15 protein-coding genes are annotated in these 16,763 nt (G+C 70.3%); 12 read left to right on the top strand and 3 right to left on the bottom strand.

Features of this window, described 5'->3' with window-relative positions; all coding sequences use genetic code 11:
* Positions 1 to 7: 7 nt before the first annotated feature.
* The gene (locus ACZYZ5_RS01980) at positions 8 to 1,420 is read right to left on the bottom strand and encodes a family 4 glycosyl hydrolase (protein ID WP_463898816.1); all 1,413 of its coding nucleotides are present in this window, start codon (positions 1,418 to 1,420) and stop codon (positions 8 to 10) included.
* An 81-nt stretch (positions 1,421 to 1,501) separates the two neighbouring features.
* On the opposite strand from ACZYZ5_RS01980, the gene ACZYZ5_RS01975 reads away from it, so the two are divergent.
* The 6 genes from ACZYZ5_RS01975 to tsaD all read left to right on the top strand — a co-directional run bounded on the left by ACZYZ5_RS01975 (position 1,502) and on the right by tsaD (position 7,042).
* Positions 1,502 to 2,593 (top strand): carbohydrate kinase family protein, encoded by a 1,092-nt coding sequence (locus ACZYZ5_RS01975; RefSeq protein ID WP_463898815.1) that lies wholly within the window; start codon positions 1,502 to 1,504, stop codon positions 2,591 to 2,593.
* Positions 2,594 to 2,753: 160 nt separating this feature from the next.
* Positions 2,754 to 3,974: an alanine racemase gene (gene alr / locus ACZYZ5_RS01970; protein WP_463898813.1), complete on the top strand. Its 1,221-nt coding sequence runs from the start codon at positions 2,754 to 2,756 to the stop codon at positions 3,972 to 3,974.
* Complete coding sequence (gene tsaE, locus ACZYZ5_RS01965; protein ID WP_463898812.1) at positions 3,971 to 4,648, top strand: tRNA (adenosine(37)-N6)-threonylcarbamoyltransferase complex ATPase subunit type 1 TsaE; 678 nt, start codon at positions 3,971 to 3,973, stop codon at positions 4,646 to 4,648. Before alr ends, tsaE begins: the two co-directional genes overlap by 4 nt.
* Positions 4,648 to 5,319, top strand: coding sequence for a tRNA (adenosine(37)-N6)-threonylcarbamoyltransferase complex dimerization subunit type 1 TsaB (gene tsaB / locus ACZYZ5_RS01960; RefSeq protein WP_463898811.1), 672 nt, complete (start codon positions 4,648 to 4,650; stop codon positions 5,317 to 5,319). The genes tsaE and tsaB overlap by 1 nt, the downstream gene beginning before the upstream one ends.
* Before the next feature lie 107 nt (positions 5,320 to 5,426).
* Positions 5,427 to 5,903, top strand: coding sequence for a ribosomal protein S18-alanine N-acetyltransferase (rimI, locus tag ACZYZ5_RS01955; RefSeq protein WP_463899217.1), 477 nt, complete (start codon positions 5,427 to 5,429; stop codon positions 5,901 to 5,903).
* Positions 5,900 to 7,042, top strand: coding sequence for a tRNA (adenosine(37)-N6)-threonylcarbamoyltransferase complex transferase subunit TsaD (gene tsaD, locus ACZYZ5_RS01950; RefSeq protein ID WP_463898809.1), 1,143 nt, complete (start codon positions 5,900 to 5,902; stop codon positions 7,040 to 7,042). The genes rimI and tsaD overlap by 4 nt, the downstream gene beginning before the upstream one ends.
* A 100-nt stretch (positions 7,043 to 7,142) precedes the next feature.
* Here tsaD and ACZYZ5_RS01945 read toward each other — a convergent pair whose 3' ends face one another.
* Positions 7,143 to 8,294, bottom strand: coding sequence for a glutamate--cysteine ligase (locus tag ACZYZ5_RS01945; RefSeq protein WP_463898807.1), 1,152 nt, complete (start codon positions 8,292 to 8,294; stop codon positions 7,143 to 7,145).
* A 180-nt stretch (positions 8,295 to 8,474) separates the two neighbouring features.
* Here ACZYZ5_RS01945 and ACZYZ5_RS01940 point away from each other — a divergent pair, with 180 nt between their 5' ends.
* Positions 8,475 to 10,211 carry a glycoside hydrolase family 3 N-terminal domain-containing protein gene (locus tag ACZYZ5_RS01940; RefSeq protein WP_463898805.1) on the top strand — a complete coding sequence of 579 codons (1,737 nt, stop codon included), beginning with the start codon at positions 8,475 to 8,477 and terminating at the stop codon, positions 10,209 to 10,211.
* A 72-nt stretch (positions 10,212 to 10,283) separates the two neighbouring features.
* On the top strand, positions 10,284 to 11,102 hold the full coding sequence (locus ACZYZ5_RS01935) for a shikimate 5-dehydrogenase (protein ID WP_463898804.1): 819 nt from the start codon (positions 10,284 to 10,286) through the stop codon (positions 11,100 to 11,102).
* 25 nt (positions 11,103 to 11,127) lie between these two features.
* Here the strand turns inward: ACZYZ5_RS01935 and ACZYZ5_RS01930 are convergent, their stop codons facing one another.
* Positions 11,128 to 12,348, bottom strand: coding sequence for a THUMP-like domain-containing protein (locus ACZYZ5_RS01930; protein ID WP_463898803.1), 1,221 nt, complete (start codon positions 12,346 to 12,348; stop codon positions 11,128 to 11,130).
* A 56-nt stretch (positions 12,349 to 12,404) separates the two neighbouring features.
* Between ACZYZ5_RS01930 and ACZYZ5_RS01925 the strand changes: the two genes are divergently transcribed.
* From ACZYZ5_RS01925 to ACZYZ5_RS01910, 4 genes are all read left to right on the top strand, one after another.
* Positions 12,405 to 12,836 (top strand): hypothetical protein, encoded by a 432-nt coding sequence (locus ACZYZ5_RS01925; RefSeq protein ID WP_463898801.1) that lies wholly within the window; start codon positions 12,405 to 12,407, stop codon positions 12,834 to 12,836.
* 265 nt (positions 12,837 to 13,101) lie between these two features.
* On the top strand, positions 13,102 to 13,398 hold the full coding sequence (gene groES, locus ACZYZ5_RS01920) for a co-chaperone GroES (protein WP_463898800.1): 297 nt from the start codon (positions 13,102 to 13,104) through the stop codon (positions 13,396 to 13,398).
* Positions 13,399 to 13,475: 77 nt separating this feature from the next.
* Complete coding sequence (gene groL, locus ACZYZ5_RS01915; RefSeq protein WP_463898798.1) at positions 13,476 to 15,086, top strand: chaperonin GroEL; 1,611 nt, start codon at positions 13,476 to 13,478, stop codon at positions 15,084 to 15,086.
* A gap of 147 nt (positions 15,087 to 15,233) precedes the next feature.
* On the top strand, positions 15,234 to 16,757 hold the full coding sequence (locus ACZYZ5_RS01910) for an ATP-dependent DNA ligase (RefSeq protein ID WP_463898797.1): 1,524 nt from the start codon (positions 15,234 to 15,236) through the stop codon (positions 16,755 to 16,757).
* The last annotated feature ends 6 nt before the right edge of the window (positions 16,758 to 16,763 follow it).

The raw sequence follows: 16,763 nt of genomic DNA, 5'->3' as shown, positions 1-16,763 counted from the left end.
GCCGGACTCAGGGCTCGCCGCGCCAGAGCTCCTTCAGCTCCGGGAACGCGGCCTCATATCCGGCCAGCAGCCGGTCCGCGAGGTCCGCGGAACCGACCAGGGGGTGCCCGGCGAACGCAGCCAGCGCCGCGTCCCGGCGGCCCGGGCCCGTCGACCCCGCATCCCGGCTGGTCGCCGCCACGACGAGCCGTTCGACGTCTTTGACCTGCCGGAGCAGCGCCAGCTGCGCCGGTGCCGGGCGCTCCTGCGCCAGCGGTACCACGCCGTCGGGCGTCACCCGGCAGGGAACCTCGACGACGGCGTCCGCGGGCAGCCCAGGAACCGCCGGCGCCGCGGCGCTCCCACCGCCGGCGCTGTTGGGGGTGTTCAGGATCAGCTCCGTGGCCCCACCGCCGGAGAGGGCGCGCATCACGGCGAGGGCGACGCGTTCGTAGCCGCCGCCGGCAAGGTCCGTCTCGTCCCGGCGCTCGCCGGCGGGACGGGCCTCGGCGAGGTAGCCCTCCTCGCGGGAACGGCGCGCGGCGTCCCACAGCCGGAAGGCCTCCGGCCCGGCCGCCGCGAGCCGCGGATAGAGCTCGGACTGCTGCCGGTCGATGGACTCGCCGCGGGTCGTGGGGGAGGACAGGATGCCGGCCAGGGCGCGTCCGGTCTCGTAGTAGTAGTACAGGTATTCGTTCGGCAGGCACCCCAGCTCGGCCAGGAAAGACTGCGGAAACAGGCGTCCCTCCTCGAATCCGGCCAGGGCGTCCGCGTCGGCCAGCAGCCCGGGCAGCGCGTCCGGGCCGCCGGGCGCCAGCCGGTACAGCCAGCCGAGGTGGTTCAGCCCGTAGTAGCCCACGCCGTCGAGCGTGCCCTCCGGTAGCGCGACGCCGGCGGCCCGCGCCGCCCGGTGCACCAGCCCGCTGGCCGAATCGCAGATGCCAACCACCTTGCGGCCGAGCACCGGGACCAGGGCTTCGGTGACCATGCCGGCCGGGTTCGTGAAGTTCAACAGCCACGCGTCAGGGCAGTGGACCCGCATCTGGGCGGCGAGCTCCAGCATGCGGGGAATGGACCGCAGCGCGTAGGAGATGCCGCCGGCCCCCGTGGTCTCCTGGCCCAGGAGTCCCAGGTCCAGGGCCACCCTCTCGTCGGCGGTCCGGCCGGCTGTCCCGCCGGGGCGGATCGCGGCAAACACCAGGTCAGTGCCGTGCAGCGCCTCGGCCAGGGAAGTGGTGGCACGGACCGCGGGAAAGGTGGCGGCGCCGGGCGGGTGCTGCCCGGAGTAGGAGGCCAGAACGGCGTTGATGGCGGCGAGCCGGCCGGGATCGACGTCGTACAGCACCAGTTCCCGGACCAGCCCGGCGAAGGGGCCCGCGCAGAGCGCCCGGTAGACCAGCGGTACCCGGAATCCGCCGCCCCCGGCAATCATCAGCCGCATGCCGACAGTCTATGCACTCGGGCAGCTTCCGGGCCCGGCCGACGCCTTTCCAGCGGTACCCGGACGGCGTACTGTGCATACATGGACGCGATACCGACGCGGCGTTTTGACCCGCTTTCCGCCGTCCGAACCCCGGGTGCGGAGGGTTTTGACCTGCTGCTGACCGGGACTGTCTTCCAGGACATCATCTTCACCGGGCTCCCGCACGCGCCGGTCGCAGGCACCGAGATCTGGAGCGACGGGATGGGCAGCTGCCCCGGCGGCGTGGCCAACCAGGCCATCGCCGCGGCGCGGCTGGGGCTGCGGACCGGGCTCGCGGCAGCGTTCGGTGATGACGGCTACGGCGACTCCAACTGGAAGATCCTGGCCGGACAGGAACACATTGACCTGTCGCTGTCCCGGAAGATCGCCGGCTGGCACTCCCCGGTCACGGTGTCACTCAGCGTGGACCACGACCGGTCCATGGTGACGCACGGCCACCCGGCGCCGGTGAGCTCCAGCGAACTGGTCGGCTGCCCTCCGCCGGCGCTCGCCGCCGTCGCGGAGCTCGGCGAGGAGCTGGAGCCGTGGGCGCTTGACGCGCACAAGGCCGGGGTCCGGCTGTTTGGCGACGTCGGCTGGGATCCCACCGGTGTCTGGTCCTCGGCGCGGCTGGACAACCTGAACTACTTCCACGCCTTTATGCCGAACCAGCACGAGGCGATGGCCTTCACCGGCCACGACAACCCGTGGGCCGCGCTCTACGCGCTGGCGGACAAGGTGCCGGTCGCCGTCGTGACCCTGGGCCCCCAGGGCGCCATGGCCGTGGACTCCGAAACGGGCGAAGAGGAGTGGGTCCCGTCGCTGCCGGTGGTCGCCTACGATCCGACCGGCGCGGGGGACTGCTTCGGCGCCGCCTTCATTGTCGGCTGCCTGGCGGGCTGGCCGCTCGGGGACCGGTTGCGGTTCGCCAATCTCTGCGCCGCCCTGGCCGTGCAGGAGGTCGGCGGCTCGCTCGCCGCCCCCGGCTGGGGGGACATCGCCGACTGGTGGCAGCGCGCCAACGCCCGGAAGGAACGCCAGAGCAGCCAGTGGCTCCGGCGCTACAGCTTCCTCGAGGACATCGTCCGTGACGTGCCGCAGGAAGCGCAACGGCGGGCGACGGCGACCATCGCGCACCTTTCGGACGCGTAGCAGGCCCCCACCCGCTGGACATGCCCTCCGTGCGGGCTCAGGAGTGGACATGATGCCGTTGTGCTCACCCGCGGGCGCGAAGACTGGGCATGTCCCTCGGGGGAGGGGTGCCAGGAGGGCCGAATTCAGCCGCATGCGCAGCCACCCCTAGAATCGTTAAGTGACTTACCCAGCAGCAACAGGTGACTTCCGGCCCGTCCCGCAGGCTCCGCCGGCCTACGCCGAGGAGCGCTCGGCAATAATCGACCTCGAAGCCATCCGGCACAACGTCCGCCGCCTGGCGGCTGTGGCATCACCGGCCCAGGTGATGGCCGTGGTCAAGGCCGACGCCTATGGCCACGGCGCCGTCCCCGTCGCCCGCGCCGCCCTCGGTGCCGGCGCCAACTGGCTGGGAACCGCCCACATTTCCGAGGCTCTGGCCCTGCGCGCCGCCGGCATCGAGGCCCCCCTGCTGGCCTGGCTGCACACCCCGGAGAGCAACTTCGCCGCCGCCGTGGCCGCCGGCATCGACATCGGCTGCTCCGGCTGGGAACTGGAACGCATCGTTGCGGCGGCCCGCGAACAGGAACGGCCGGCCCGCGTGCACCTCAAAGTGGACACCGGTCTCGGCCGCAACGGCGCGACCCTGGATGCCTGGGACGGCCTCGTCGGCGAAGCCATGGACTTCCAGGACCAGGGCCTGCTGCGGGTGGTGGGCATCTTCTCCCACCTGGCCGTCGCCGACGAACCCGAGCGCCCGGAAACCGACGACCAGCTGGCAGCCTTCCGCGAGGCCCTCGCCATCGCCCAGGACGCCGGCGTGGACCCCGAGGTGCGCCACCTCGCCAACACCCCTGCCACCATGTCCCGGCCCGACACCCACTTTGACCTGGTCCGCGTCGGGCTCGGCCTGTACGGACTGTCGCCGTTCGACGGGCAGAGCTCGGAGGAGCTGGGCCTGCGACCCGCCATGACGGTCCGCACCCTCGTGTCGCACTGCAAGGATGTGCCGGCCGGCCAGGGCGTCTCCTACGGCCTGAACTACCGCACCGGCGGCGCCAGCACGCTCGGGCTGATCCCGCTCGGCTACGCCGACGGCGTCCCCCGCATCGCCACCGGAGGGCCGGTCCGCGTCGGGGGCGTGAACTACCCGGTGGTGGGACGCATCGCGATGGACCAGATGGTGATCGACCTGGGCCCGCTCAACGTCTCCGCCGGCGGCCCCAGCGTCCTCGGCGCCGAAGCCGTGCTCTTTGGCAACGGCGACGACGGCGGGCCCACCGCCGAGGACTGGGCCCGGGCGGCCGGCACCAACAACTACGAAATCGTCACGCGCATCAGTCCCCGGGTGCCGCGCCGCTACATCAACGAAGAGCCTGCCAGCGGCGAGCCGCGGCCGTGAGCGCGGCAGCCTGGGAACGGACCCTGAGAGTCGGGACCGCGGACGAAACGCACGCCCTCGCGGCTGTCCTCGGCGCTCAGCTCCAAGCCGGTGACCTGCTGGTCCTCACCGGCGAGCTGGGCGCGGGAAAAACCACCTTCACGCAGGGCCTCGGCGAGGGCCTGGGGGTGCGGGCCGGCATCATCTCACCGACCTTCGTGCTGGTCCGGATCCACCCGAACCTGCCCGGCGGTCCGCGGCCGGGCGGCCCGGACCTGGTGCATGTGGATGCGTACCGGCTGGGTTCGGCCTCGGAAATCGACGATATCGACCTGGAAAACACGATGGACAGCGCCGTAACGGTGGTGGAATGGGGCCGCGGCCGGGTGGAGCACCTGAGCGAGAGCCGGCTGGAGGTGGACCTGGTCCGCAGCCTCGGCGGCGCCCAGGGGCCCGCACCTGCCAGCTCCCCGGATTCCCTCCAAGGCCCGGCAACTGCCGGAGACGCCGAGGTGCTGGACTTTGACACCGACGACGACGACGAGCCCCGCACCATCGTGATCCGTGGCTTCGGTCCTCGCTGGGTGCACCCGCCCGCCCTCCCGGCGTCGGCGCCGGCTTCCGCGACAGCCGGGCCCGCACCCGCCGCACGCACCGCACCCAAGCCACTGCCCCGCACCCCGGAAGGGACCTGATGCTGATCCTTGCCATCGACACCTCGGCGGTGGCCAGCGCCGCGCTCGTCTCCGATGACACCCCGGAGTCCCTCGTGGGAAGCTTCGCCACCGAAGACACCCGGAGCCACGCCGAAGTGCTGGCGCCGGGAATCGAGGCGCTCCTTGCCGAGGCCGGCCTGAGCGGCAACGACCTCGACGCCGTTGTCACCGGGGTGGGTCCGGGCCCGTTCACCGGCCTGCGCTCGGGGATCGTCACGGCCCGCACGCTCTCGTTCGTCTGGGGCAAACCGCTCTACGGACTGATGAGCCTGGACGCCATCGCCCTGGAGGTCGCGGAGTCCACGGATGCGGCGCCGGAGTTCATCGTCGCCACGGACGCCCGGCGCAAAGAGGTCTACTGGGCCCGGTATGCGCTGAGCAGCGGCCAGCTGCCGCACCTGCTGGACGGCCCGCACGTCGGTTTCGCCGCGGACCTTCCCGATCTTCCGGTCTACGGCGCCGGCGCTGGCCTCTATGCCGACGTCGTCAAGGCCGTCCCGGAATTCCGCGACCGCCAGCCGGAGGCCCTCTCGCTGGGCCAGTTCGCGCTCGCACGGCTCGCCGCGGGGGAGCGGCTGCTGGAATCCACCCCGCTGTACCTTCGCGAGTCCGACGCACAGGTCCCAGGCCCGCGGAAGAGGGCGCTGTGAGCGCGCCGTCCGCAGGACAGAACTCAGCACAGAACCCAGGACAGAACTCAGCACAGAACGCAGGACAGGGCCCGGGCGCGGTGCCGGCGGGGCTGCCCGGCGGGGTGATGCTCCGGGACATGACCGAGGCGGACATCCCGGCCGTGCATGAGCTGGAGGTCAGGCTGTTCCCGGTGGACGCCTGGCCGCTGCAGATGTTCACCGCCGAGCTGGCGCAGGCCGAAACCCGGCGCTACCTCGTGGCCGAGCGTGCAGGGCGGATCGTGGGCTACGCCGGGCTGATGTGCATCCAGCCGATCGCGGACGTCCAGACCATCGCCGTCGTGCCGGAGCAGGAAGGCCGGGGGATCGGCTCGGCGCTGCTGACCGAACTCATCCGGGAAAGCCGGCTGCGGAGTGCCGAGGACGTGCTGCTGGAGGTCCGGGCCGACAACCCCCGCGCCCAGCAGCTCTACCGCCGCTACGGATTCGAACAGATCCACGTCCGGCCCCGCTACTACCGCGACGGCGTCGACGCGCTGATCATGCGGCTGCGGCTGGAGGCCGCCGGCTCCACCACCCCCAGGGAAGCAGACCGACTATGAACAGCACCCAGCACGGCCGGCCGCTGGTCCTTGGCATCGAGTCCTCGTGCGATGAGACCGGCGTCGGGATTGTCCGCGGAACCCAGCTGCTGACCAACACCGTGTCCTCCTCCATGGACGAACACGTGCGGTTCGGCGGCGTGATTCCCGAGATCGCCTCCCGCGCGCATCTGGACGCCTTCGTCCCCACCCTCCGCGAGGCACTGGCCGAGGCCGGGGTGACCCTGGCCGACATCGACGCCATCGCCGTCACCTCCGGTCCCGGGCTGGCGGGCGCCCTGATGGTCGGGGTCTGCGCGGCCAAGGCGCTCGCCGTCGCGACGGGCAAACCGCTCTACGCCATCAACCACCTCGTTGCGCATGTCGGCGTCGGGCTGCTCCAGACGGACGACGGCGGCCTGCATCCCTTCGCCAGCGCCCCGCGGGAGACCCCGACGAACACCCCGCAGGCCAACGCCCTGCCGGAAAACCTCGGCGCCCTGCTGGTCTCCGGCGGGCACACCGAAATCCTGCGGATCCGGAACATCACCGGGGACGTCGAGCTGCTGGGGTCCACGATCGACGACGCGGCCGGCGAGGCCTACGACAAGGTGGCGCGGCTCCTGGGCCTCGGTTATCCGGGCGGCCCGGCCATCGACAGGCTGGCACGCACGGGCAACGCCAAGGCGATCCGCTTTCCGCGCGGCCTCAGCCAGCCCAAATACATGGGGACCGCGGAAGAGCCCGGGCCGCACCGCTACGACTGGTCCTTCAGCGGGCTCAAGACCGCCGTCGCCCGTTGCGTGGAGCAGTTCGAGGCCCGGGGCGAGACCGTGCCGGTGGCGGACATCGCCGCAGCGTTCCAGGAGGCCGTCGTGGACATCATCACCTCCAAAGCCGTGCTGGCCTGCCGGGAGAACGGCATCACCGAGCTGCTGCTCGGCGGCGGCGTGGCGGCGAATTCACGGCTGCGACAGCTCACGGAACAGCGCTGCAGCGCCGCGGGGATCCGGCTGACCGTCCCGCCGCTGGCCCTGTGCACGGACAACGGCGCCATGGTCGCGGCCCTCGGCGCCCAGCTGGTGATGGCAGGGATCGCGCCGAGCGGCATCGGCTTCGCGCCGGATTCCTCCATGCCGGTCACCACTGTCTCGGCCTGAGACTGTCCCGCGACAGCGGGCGCCCCGGGTAGATCTGACTGGCAGCTGCGGGCCGTTAAGAGCGCTGAAAACGGCTTATGCTGCCAGACGGGCGCCCGGTCTAGGCTTCGGGGCCCTTGCGCATCTGCTGGACCAGATCCAGTACGACGGCGCGCAAGTCGCCGCCGTGCTCGGCGGCCACGCGCCGCTGCCGCTGGTACCCGGCGCCGCGCTCGACGATTTTCAGGACGTCGGCCAGCTCCGCAGTGCAGCCCAGCTTCACCGCAACGGGTTCCAGCCGGGCGACCGTCTCGCGGATGTGGTCCGTGACAAGCTGCTCGTTGCCGGCGGCGTCCAGGATGATAATGGCGTCCAGCCCGTAGCGGGCCGCACGCCATTTGTTCTCCTGCACATGCCAGGGCGGCATGGTGGGGATGGTGCCGCCGTTGTCCAGGGTCGTGGAGAACTCGTCGACGAGGCACTGGGTCAGGGCCGCGATGGCGCCGACTTCCTCCAGCGTGGCCAGGCCGTCGCAGATGCGCATCTCGATGGTGCCGAAATGCGGGACGGGCCTGATGTCCCAGCGGATTTCGGAGAGTGAGTCGATCACGCCGGTGATGGACATGTCCTGGGCGTAGGACTCGAAGTCCTCCCAGCTGCCGAACTGGAACGGCAAGCCGGCGGTGGGGAGCTGCTGAAACATCAGTGCGCGCTGCGAGGCGTACCCGGTGTCCTCGCCGCCCCAGAACGGGCTGGAGGCGGAGAGCGCCTGGAACTGCGGGAAATAGTTCACCAGGCCGTCCAGGACGGGCAGCACCTTGTCCCGGCTGTCCAGGCCCACATGCACGTGGACGCCGTAGATCACCATCTGGCGGCCCCACCACTGCGTGCGGTCAATGAGCTTGGCGTAGCGTTCCTTGTCGGTCACCGGCTGCAGCTGCGGCGGGCTGAAGGGGTGGCTGCCGGCGCAGAAGATCTCGACGCCCATCGGATCGGTGACATCACGCACGGCGGCGAGGGAACTGCTCAGATCCGCTTTCGCTTCCGCCACGGTATTGCAGATCCCGGTGACCAGCTCCACCGTGTTCAGGAGCAGCTCCTGCTTGATGTGCGGGTGCTCGTCGTCCTCGTTCAGTTCGGGGTGCCGCGCGGCGACCCCGCGGAGGACCTCCTTGGCCACGGAGGCCAGTTCCCCGGTTTCCGCATCCACGAGGGCGAGTTCCCATTCCACACCAAGAGTTGATTGCCTGGATGAAGCGAAATCAATCTTCATGTGGTCCCTTCATTGTTTTGCTGTCCGTTTCCCTGCCCCGGCGGGCAACGTCACGGGCGGAATTGCCGGACAGTTGGCGGGACAACGGTGGCTCAAGTCTAGTGCAGGGGTAGCATTGAGCCGGTGGCCAGATTGCAGCTAAGACGTGAAAGTGTTCACAAAAGTACGCGGACCGCAGCGGTGCTGACGGCAATTCTGGGGCTTGTCCTCGCAACCGCCTCCTGCTCGGAGACCCCGACGCCGGGCCCCGCAGCGGATTCCGCGGCCCCCGCAGCGACCGCGCCGACCGTACCCACCGCGCCGACCGTACCCGCCGCGCCGGTGCCAGTTCCGGCGCCCCTGTCGGATCCGTCCGCGACGCTGCCGGACGATCCGGATGCCTTCCCCCGCGTCGGGACCCGGCCGCTCGGCTGGGGGCCGCAGCAGCGGGACGCGACCGCCGCGGCGCGGGCCGTCGCCGCGATGACCCCCGAGCAGCGGGCCGGGCAGGTCCTGCTGCCGTTCTACCGCGGACTCGACCACGAGGCCCAGGCCGCGCTCATCGAGCGCCTGCACCTGGCCGGATCCATCATCATGGGCGACAACGTCCCGGGAACACCGGACGGACGGGTGGACACCGCGGCGATGCACGGCGTCGCCAGCCGGCTCCAGACCGCGGCACGGGCCGGCGGCCGCAGCTGGCCCGGACTGATCGGCGTCGACCAGGAGGGCGGCGTGGTGGCGCGGCTGCGCGCGCCACTGACCGAATGGCCTGCCCCGATGAGCTACGGCGCGGCGGGAAGCGGTCCGCTCGCCGGTGAGGCCGGCCAGGCCATGGCCTCCGAACTCGCGGCACTGGGCTTCAACACCGACTTCGCCCCGACCTCCGACGTCACCATGGGCCCGGCCGATCCGACCATCGGAGCCCGGTCGATGTCCGGGAACGCCGACGCCGCGTCCGGCTTCGGCGTCGCCTTTTCCCAGGGGATGCTGGCCGCGGGGCTGCTGCCGGCCGCGAAACACTTTCCCGGCCACGGCTCCGTCAGCGTCGATTCCCATGCCCGGCTGCCGGTCCAGGGCGCAAGCCTGGAGCAGCTCCGGGCCAAGGACCTGAAGCCTTTCCAGGCTGCCATCGATGCCGGCCTGCCGATGGTCATGGCCGGCCACATCGACGTGCCCGCGCTCGAGCCCGGCGTTCCGGCCTCCCTGTCCGGGGCGGCTTACGCCGAACTGCGTGGCATGGGATTCCAGGGCGTGGCCGTCACGGATGCGCTCAACATGGGCGCGGTCAAGGGATCGTACCCCAACGACTCCGCCGCTCCGCTGGCCCTGGCCGCCGGCGCCGATCTGCTGCTGATGCCCGCGAACGTGGAGGCGGCCCACGCCGCGATCACCGCCGCGGTGCGCAGCGGCGCCCTGCCGCCCGAGCGGCTGGCCGAGGCGGCGCAGCGCGTGGTCACCATGATGATCTGGCGCGCCCGAACCGGCGCCGGGCCCGGAACGGCCCCCGGCAGCGGCAGCGGACTGTCCCAGGAAGTCTCCGCCGCGGCCATCACCGTGCTGGCCGGGCCCTGCCGCGGGCCGATGGTGCCGCCCAGCGTCCGGGTGACGGGCGGCTCGGCCCAGGACCGGGCGCGGTTCGCCGCCGCTGCCCGGAATGCTGGCATCAGCATGGGTGAGGGGCCGCTGGTCTCCCTGATCGGCGCGCCGGCATCACCGTCCGCACCGGCAGCCCCACAGACGCCGGCGGACGTGGCGGTCGCTCTCGACGCGCCCTGGCCGCTGGCGCACTCCACAGCTCCTGCCAGGATTGCACTTTACGGCCGGAGCCAGGGCGCTTTCGACGCGCTGGCCGCCGTGCTGGCCGGACACGCCAGGGCTCCCGGCAAGCTTCCGGTCGCCGTCGGATCCCAGCACCCGGGAACCGGCTGCGCGTGAGATCTGGCCGGCGCGGTCCGGCCCGCGCCCGGGAACGCCCTGCCCGGCCCCGGCCTGTCGTTTAATGGAGGGGTGCCCATCCTGAATAAAGACATGACCCTCTGCATCTCGCTCTCGGCCCGGCCGAGCAACAACGGGACGCGCTTCCACAACCACCTGTATGACCAGCTGGGCCTGAACTGGATCTACAAGGCCTTCGCCCCCACCGACCTCGGCCAGGCGATCGCCGGCGTGCGCGGCCTCGGAATCCGCGGCTGCGCCGTGTCGATGCCGTACAAGGAGGACGTCATCGCGCTCGTGGATGTGATGGACCCGTCCGCGAAAGCCATCGACTCGGTCAACACGATCGTCAACGACGGCGGCACGCTCACCGCCTACAACACGGACTACACGGCGATCGAGCAGCTGCTGCAGCGCAACGCCGTCCCAGCGACCTACTCGGTGCTGCTCCGCGGCGCCGGCGGCATGGCGAAGGCCACCGCCGCGGCCCTGCGCGACGCCGGGTTCCGGGACGTCACCGTGATCGCGCGCAACGAGGGGGCGGGACAGGCACTCGCCGGGCTCTACGGTTTCGCCTGGCGCGCCGACGTCGATGCCCTGACGGCCGACATGATCATCAACGTCACCCCCATCGGTATGGCAGGGGGCCCCGACACCGAGGCCCTGTCCTTCCCGCAGGAGGCCGTGGACGACGCGCAGGTGGTGTTCGACGTCGTCGCGCTGCCAGCCGAGACCCCGCTGATCCAGGCCGCCCGCGCGGCCGGCAAAACCGTGATCACCGGTGCGGAGGTGGCGACCATCCAGGCGCTGGAGCAGTTTGTGCTGTACACCGGGATCCGGCCCAGCGACGAGCAGGTCCGGGCCGCCGAGGACTTCATGCGGGCCCAGTAGCCATCCGTCCGGACGTGGCCCGGAACTAGACCGGCTCCACCGAGATGGCCACCCGCTCCTCCCCGATCCGGGTGAGGACCAGGGTGGCTGTCTTTTTGCCCTTGTTCTTGCCGCCGCCCGGGAGGAGCTGTTTGCGCAGCTCCTCAGGCGTGACCGACGTGCCGCGCTTCTTGATGTCCAGGACCCCGATGCCCCGGTCCTTGACCCAGGCCTTGAGCGCCTTGACGTTGTACGGCATTACCTCCAGCACCTTGTAGGGCCGGGCAAAGGGGGTGTCCCGCAGTTCCGGGGCGCAGATGTAGGCGATGTGCTCGTCCACGAGATGCCCGCCCAGCTGGAGCGCGATGTCGGCCACCAGCCCGGCGCGGATGACGGCGCCGTCGGGCTCGTAGAGGTAGCCTTCGACCGGCCCCACCGGGGCGACCGGGCCGCCGGCGAAGTCCTCGGCGCTGGTGAGCTCGGCCGCGCCCGCGGGGCCCAGCAGCAGGGCAGCCCGCCGGATCCCCGGACGCCGGACCGCGTTGAACCACAGCGCCACCTCGGTGACGTCCCCGCCCACCGACACCCACTGGGCCTCGCAGTTCTTGGGCACCGAATCGTGCGGCATGCCCGGGCCCATCTTCACCCCCACGGCCAGGCCGGCCCCGGCCAGGGACTCGACGAAGGACAGCGGCGGGGAAAAGTCCTCCGGATCCCAGAGCCGCTTCGTGCCCGAGGTGGAGGTGGTCCGGCGCGCCGGGTCCAGCCACACGCCGTCCATCCCGTCGAGGGACACGGTTGTCGCATCGGAATGGACCACGGTGGCGTTCCGGAACGGGATCAGGTTCATCGTGGCGCAGGCCGCCGTCGTCTCGTCCCTTTCCACCGCCGTGACCTGGATGTCGAGTGAGGCGAGCGCCATGGCGTCGCCGCCGAGGCCGCAGCCAAGGTCCGCCACATGCTGCACGTCGGCTTCCGCGAAGCGCTGCGCATGCCGGGCCGCCACGGTGAGCCGGGTGGCCTGCTCCAGGCCCGCCTGGGTGAAAATCATCTGCCGGGCGAACTCGCCGAATTTGGCCTCGGCCTTGGTCCGCAGCCGCGACTGGGTGAGGACGGCGGAGACGAGTTCGGGGGAGTGGCCGGCCTTCCGGAGCGAGGCGTTGAGGCGGAACGCCTCGTCCTCCTTGTAGGGGCCCAATGACGCCAGCAGATCCCAGCCCTCGGGGTTCAGCAGCGGGGCGATTTGGTCCTGCGGTGCGTCAGACATGGGATCAAGCCTAGTTCAGCGCGGGGCGGAGCCGTGCGCCCGATAAGGTTGACGGCATGGATGACAGCGGCACGAAAAACAGCGGCACGGACGAGGACGACCCGGAGGGCGGCGCCGCCCAGCAGGACCCCGACGGCGGCCGCCCCGCCCGCCGGGGACTCGCCCGCTACGCCCGGCCGGCGCTGATCGCCGGCGGCGTCATCGCCGTCGTGTGTGTGGCCCTGCTGGTCATCATCTTCTTCCTGGACTCCTTCAACGCCACCGTCTATTCCGTCGGCGGCCAGAGCGTCCAGGACGCCACCGACGAGGCGAAGGCCATCCGCGAGAACTACGCCGGGGTCCGCGCCGGCGGCGTCGTGTTCCTGGTCCTGGGCGTCGCCCTGGCCGCGGCCGGGGGCCTGGTGCTGTACCGGCACCGGAACGAAGCGGGTTCCGACGACGGCGACAACGGCGAGGATGTCGACTTCGAGGACCTCGGCGGACGGTAGTCCGCGACGGCACCGTGACCGGCACCGTGACCGGCACCGATGCAGGCGTCGGCGCAGGCCCAGCGTTCGCCGGGAACGAATTTCTGGCACTCGCCTTGACCGAGTGCTAACTACTTACATAGAGTCGTCATTAGCACTCTCCCTAGGAGGGTGCTAACACCTGAAGCTTTACAGCCAGGCTGCTGCCGGCACCGCGACGACGGTCTGTACGCCTTGGCACCACAGCTTTGTAGTCCACGAATTTGCTGACGAAAAGGAGAGGTCATTGTCGGTCTCTATTAAGCCTCTTGAGGATCGTATTGTTGTCCGCCCGCTCGAAGCCGAGCAGACCACGGCTTCCGGCCTGGTCATCCCGGACTCCGCGCAGGAAAAGCCGCAGGAAGGCGAAGTTGTCGCAGTAGGCCCCGGCCGCTTTGACGACAACGGCAACCGCGTTCCGATCGACGTCGCCATTGGCGACGTTGTTATCTACTCCAAGTACGGCGGAACTGAAGTCAAGACCGGCGGCACCGATTACCTCGTGCTGTCCGCCCGCGACGTTCTGGCGATCGTCGTAAAGTAACTCTCTTGGACCCCGCGCCGCCGATCCTCCTTTGACGGGTCAGTTGCGCGGGGTTCTGTCTTTGAAAGGACAAAACCATGGCAAAGCAGCTTGCGTTTAACGACGCTGCCCGCCGGTCGCTTGAAGCCGGCATCGATAAGCTCGCCAACACGGTCAAGGTGACGCTTGGCCCGCGCGGCCGCAACGTCGTGCTGGACAAGAAGTGGGGCGCCCCCACGATCACCAACGATGGCGTCACCATCGCCCGCGAAGTCGAGCTGGACGACCCCTACGAGAACCTTGGCGCGCAGCTTGCCAAGGAGGTCGCCACCAAGACCAACGATGTTGCCGGTGACGGAACCACCACCGCCACGGTGCTGGCACAGGCCTTCGTCAAGGAAGGCCTCCGCAACGTTGCGGCAGGCGCCGCCCCGGGCCAGATCAAGCGCGGCATCGAGGTCTCGGTTGAGGCCATCGCCGCCCGCCTGCTCGAAAACGCCCGCCCGGTCGAAGGCACCCAGGTCGCCAACGTCGCGTCCATCTCCGCCCAGAGCGACGAGATCGGCGAACTGCTGGCCGAGGCATTCGACAAGGTCGGCAAGGATGGTGTGATCACCATCGAGGAATCCTCCACCACGCAGACCGAACTGGTCCTCACCGAGGGCATGCAGTTCGACAAGGGCTACCTGTCCCCGTACTTCGTCACCGACGCGGAACGCCAGGAAGCTGTCCTCGAAGACGCCCTGATCCTGATCAACCAGGGCAAGATCTCCTCGGTCCAGGACTTCCTGCCGCTGCTGGAGAAGGCGCTGCAGAGCTCCAAGCCGCTCTTCATCATCGCTGAGGACGTCGACGGCGAGGCACTCTCCACGCTGATCGTCAACCGGATCCGCGGCACCCTGAACGTCGTTGCCGTCAAGGCACCGGGCTTCGGCGACCGCCGCAAGGCCATGCTGCAGGACATCGCCACCCTCACGGGCGCGCAGGTTGTCTCGCCGGAACTGGGCCTCAGCCTGGACACGGTCGGCCTTGAGGTGCTGGGCACCGCCCGGCGCATCACCGTCACGAAGGACAACACCACCATCGTCGACGGCGCCGGTTCGGCCGAGGACGTCGCAGCCCGGGTTTCCCAGCTGCGCGCCGAGCTGACCCGCACGGACTCCGACTGGGACAAGGAAAAGCTGCAGGAACGCCTGGCCAAGCTGGCCGGCGGCATCGGCGTGATCAAGGTCGGCGCTGCCACCGAGGTCGAGCTGAAGGAAAAGAAGCACCGCATCGAGGACGCCGTGTCCTCGACCCGCGCTGCCCTGGAAGAAGGCATCGTCGCCGGCGGCGGCGCCGCCCTCATCCACGCCCTCAAGGCGCTCGACGAGGACCCGGCCGTCCAGGCCCTCGAGGGCGACGCGGCAGCTGCTGTCGGCATCGTCCGCCGGGCACTGACCCAGCCGCTGCGCTGGATCGCCCAGAACGCCGGCTTCGACGGCTACGTTGTCGTCGCCAAGGTCGCGGAATCGGCCAACAACCAGGGCTTCAACGCCAAGACCGGCGACTACGAAGACCTGATCGCTGCCGGCGTCATCGACCCCGTGAAGGTGACGCGTGCGGCCCTCCGCAACGCGGCGTCCATCGCGGCACTGGTGCTCACCACGGAAACCCTCGTGGTCGAGAAGCCTGCCAACGAAGACGAGCACGCAGGCCACAGCCACTAGGCTGCAGCCCACACAGTGAACCTGTGAACAGGAAACCGGTCCAGCGTCCGCTGGGCCGGTTTTTTGTGTCCATGATGCCCCCGGTGGCCCGAATGGTTCCCGCCCAATCGGACTGGCCGGCGTCGGCGGGCGTGGCAGACTGGTGCCATGCTGCTGGACGAGCTCGTGATAACCAGTGATGCCGTGGCCTCGACCCGCTCCCGGCTGGAGAAAGTCGCAGCGCTGGCCGACCTGCTGCGCCGGATGGAGCCCGGGGACATCGCGACGGCCGTCGGCCTGCTCATCGCCAGGCCGCGGCAGGGCCGGGTCGGGGTCGGTTGGCGCGGTATGACAGCGGCCATGGGGGAGCCGGCTGCCGAGCCAAGTCTTACCGTCGTCGACGTCGATGCTGCGCTGGGGCGGCTGCTCGTCATGGGCGGCGCCGGATCGGCGGCGGAGCGCGCCGCCACCCTCCGGTTGCTGACCGCCGCCGCCACCGAGCGCGAGCAGGCCTTCATCGCCGGCGTGCTGCTCGGTGAACTGCGTACCGGTGCCCTTGAGGGGGTGCTGACGGATGCCATTGCCCGTGCCTCCGGCCGGCCGGTCGACGCCGTACGCCGTGCGGCCATGCTCTCCGGCGATCTAGGCGAGACCGCCCTGCTGGCCCTCAAGGGCACGGCGGACCAGCTTGAAGCCGTTGGCCTCGTCGTCGGCCGTCCCGTGCACCCCATGCTCGCCGCAACCGCGGCCAGCCCCAGCGCGGCGCTGGACGTCACGGGGAAGGCTTCGGTGGAATACAAGCTCGACGGCGCGCGCATCCAGGTGCATCGCGTGGGCGACGAGGTCCGCATCTATACCCGCACCCTGGCCGACGTGACCCACCGGCTGCCCGAGGTGGTGGAATTGGTCCGCCGACTGCCGGTGCGCGATGTGATCCTCGACGGCGAGACCCTCGCCCTCGACGAGGACGGCGGCCCGCGACCGTTCCAGGAGACCATGGCGCGCTTCGGGGCCGACGCGGCGCGCGCCACCGTGCTGCATCCGTGGTTCTTCGACGTTCTCCACATCGACGGGCGCGACCTGCTTGACGAGCCGCTGTCAGTGCGCATCGAGGTGCTCGAACGCATCGCCCCTGAGCACCGGATCCCCGGGGAGATCACGGCGGACGCGGCCGTCGCTGAGAGAGTGTCCCGCGATGCGCTCGCCTCAGGCCATGAGGGTGTGGTTGTGAAGGCGGTCGAATCGGCCTACGCGGCCGGCCGGCGTGGTTCCAACTGGATCAAGGTGAAACCGGTGCTTACCTACGACTTGGTGGTGCTCGCCTGCGAGTGGGGGTCCGGGCGGCGTACCGGGCTGCTGTCGAACCTGCACCTCGGAGCCCTCGACCCGGCCGGGGAGTTCGGCGAACCCGGCGGCTATGTGATGGTGGGGAAGACCTTCAAAGGCCTCACCGATGCCCTGCTGCGCTGGCAGACCGGGAGGTTCCAGGAGCTCGAGGTGCGGCGCACCGCGGGCACCGTCTGGGTGGAACCAGCCGTCGTCGTTGAGATCGCGATCGACGGTGTGCAGCTTTCCCCGCGTTACCCGGGCGGAGTCGCGCTGCGGTTCGCACGGGTCAAGCGCTACCGCGACGACAAGACGGCGGCGGAGGTCGACACCATACAGACACTGCGCGGGCTGCTGCGCTCCTAGCCACCG

The sequence above is a fragment of the Pseudarthrobacter ribosi genome, from assembly GCF_055412865.1.
This window is presented reverse-complemented; position numbering and strand designations above follow the sequence as displayed.

What these genes read in the sequence shown, in the direction of transcription:
- ACZYZ5_RS01980 (WP_463898816.1), bottom strand. Translation starts at nt 1,420, where the DNA reads ATGCGGCTGATGATTGCCGGGGGCGGCGGATTCCGGGTACCGCTGGTC.
- ACZYZ5_RS01975 (WP_463898815.1), top strand. Translation starts at nt 1,502, where the DNA reads ATGGACGCGATACCGACGCGGCGTTTTGACCCGCTTTCCGCCGTCCGA.
- tsaB (WP_463898811.1), top strand. Translation starts at nt 4,648, where the DNA reads ATGCTGATCCTTGCCATCGACACCTCGGCGGTGGCCAGCGCCGCGCTC.
- rimI (WP_463899217.1), top strand. Translation starts at nt 5,427, where the DNA reads ATGCTCCGGGACATGACCGAGGCGGACATCCCGGCCGTGCATGAGCTG.
- tsaD (WP_463898809.1), top strand. Translation starts at nt 5,900, where the DNA reads ATGAACAGCACCCAGCACGGCCGGCCGCTGGTCCTTGGCATCGAGTCC.
- ACZYZ5_RS01945 (WP_463898807.1), bottom strand. Translation starts at nt 8,294, where the DNA reads ATGAAGATTGATTTCGCTTCATCCAGGCAATCAACTCTTGGTGTGGAA.
- ACZYZ5_RS01930 (WP_463898803.1), bottom strand. Translation starts at nt 12,348, where the DNA reads ATGTCTGACGCACCGCAGGACCAAATCGCCCCGCTGCTGAACCCCGAG.
- ACZYZ5_RS01925 (WP_463898801.1), top strand. Translation starts at nt 12,405, where the DNA reads ATGGATGACAGCGGCACGAAAAACAGCGGCACGGACGAGGACGACCCG.
- groL (WP_463898798.1), top strand. Translation starts at nt 13,476, where the DNA reads ATGGCAAAGCAGCTTGCGTTTAACGACGCTGCCCGCCGGTCGCTTGAA.
- ACZYZ5_RS01910 (WP_463898797.1), top strand. Translation starts at nt 15,234, where the DNA reads ATGCTGCTGGACGAGCTCGTGATAACCAGTGATGCCGTGGCCTCGACC.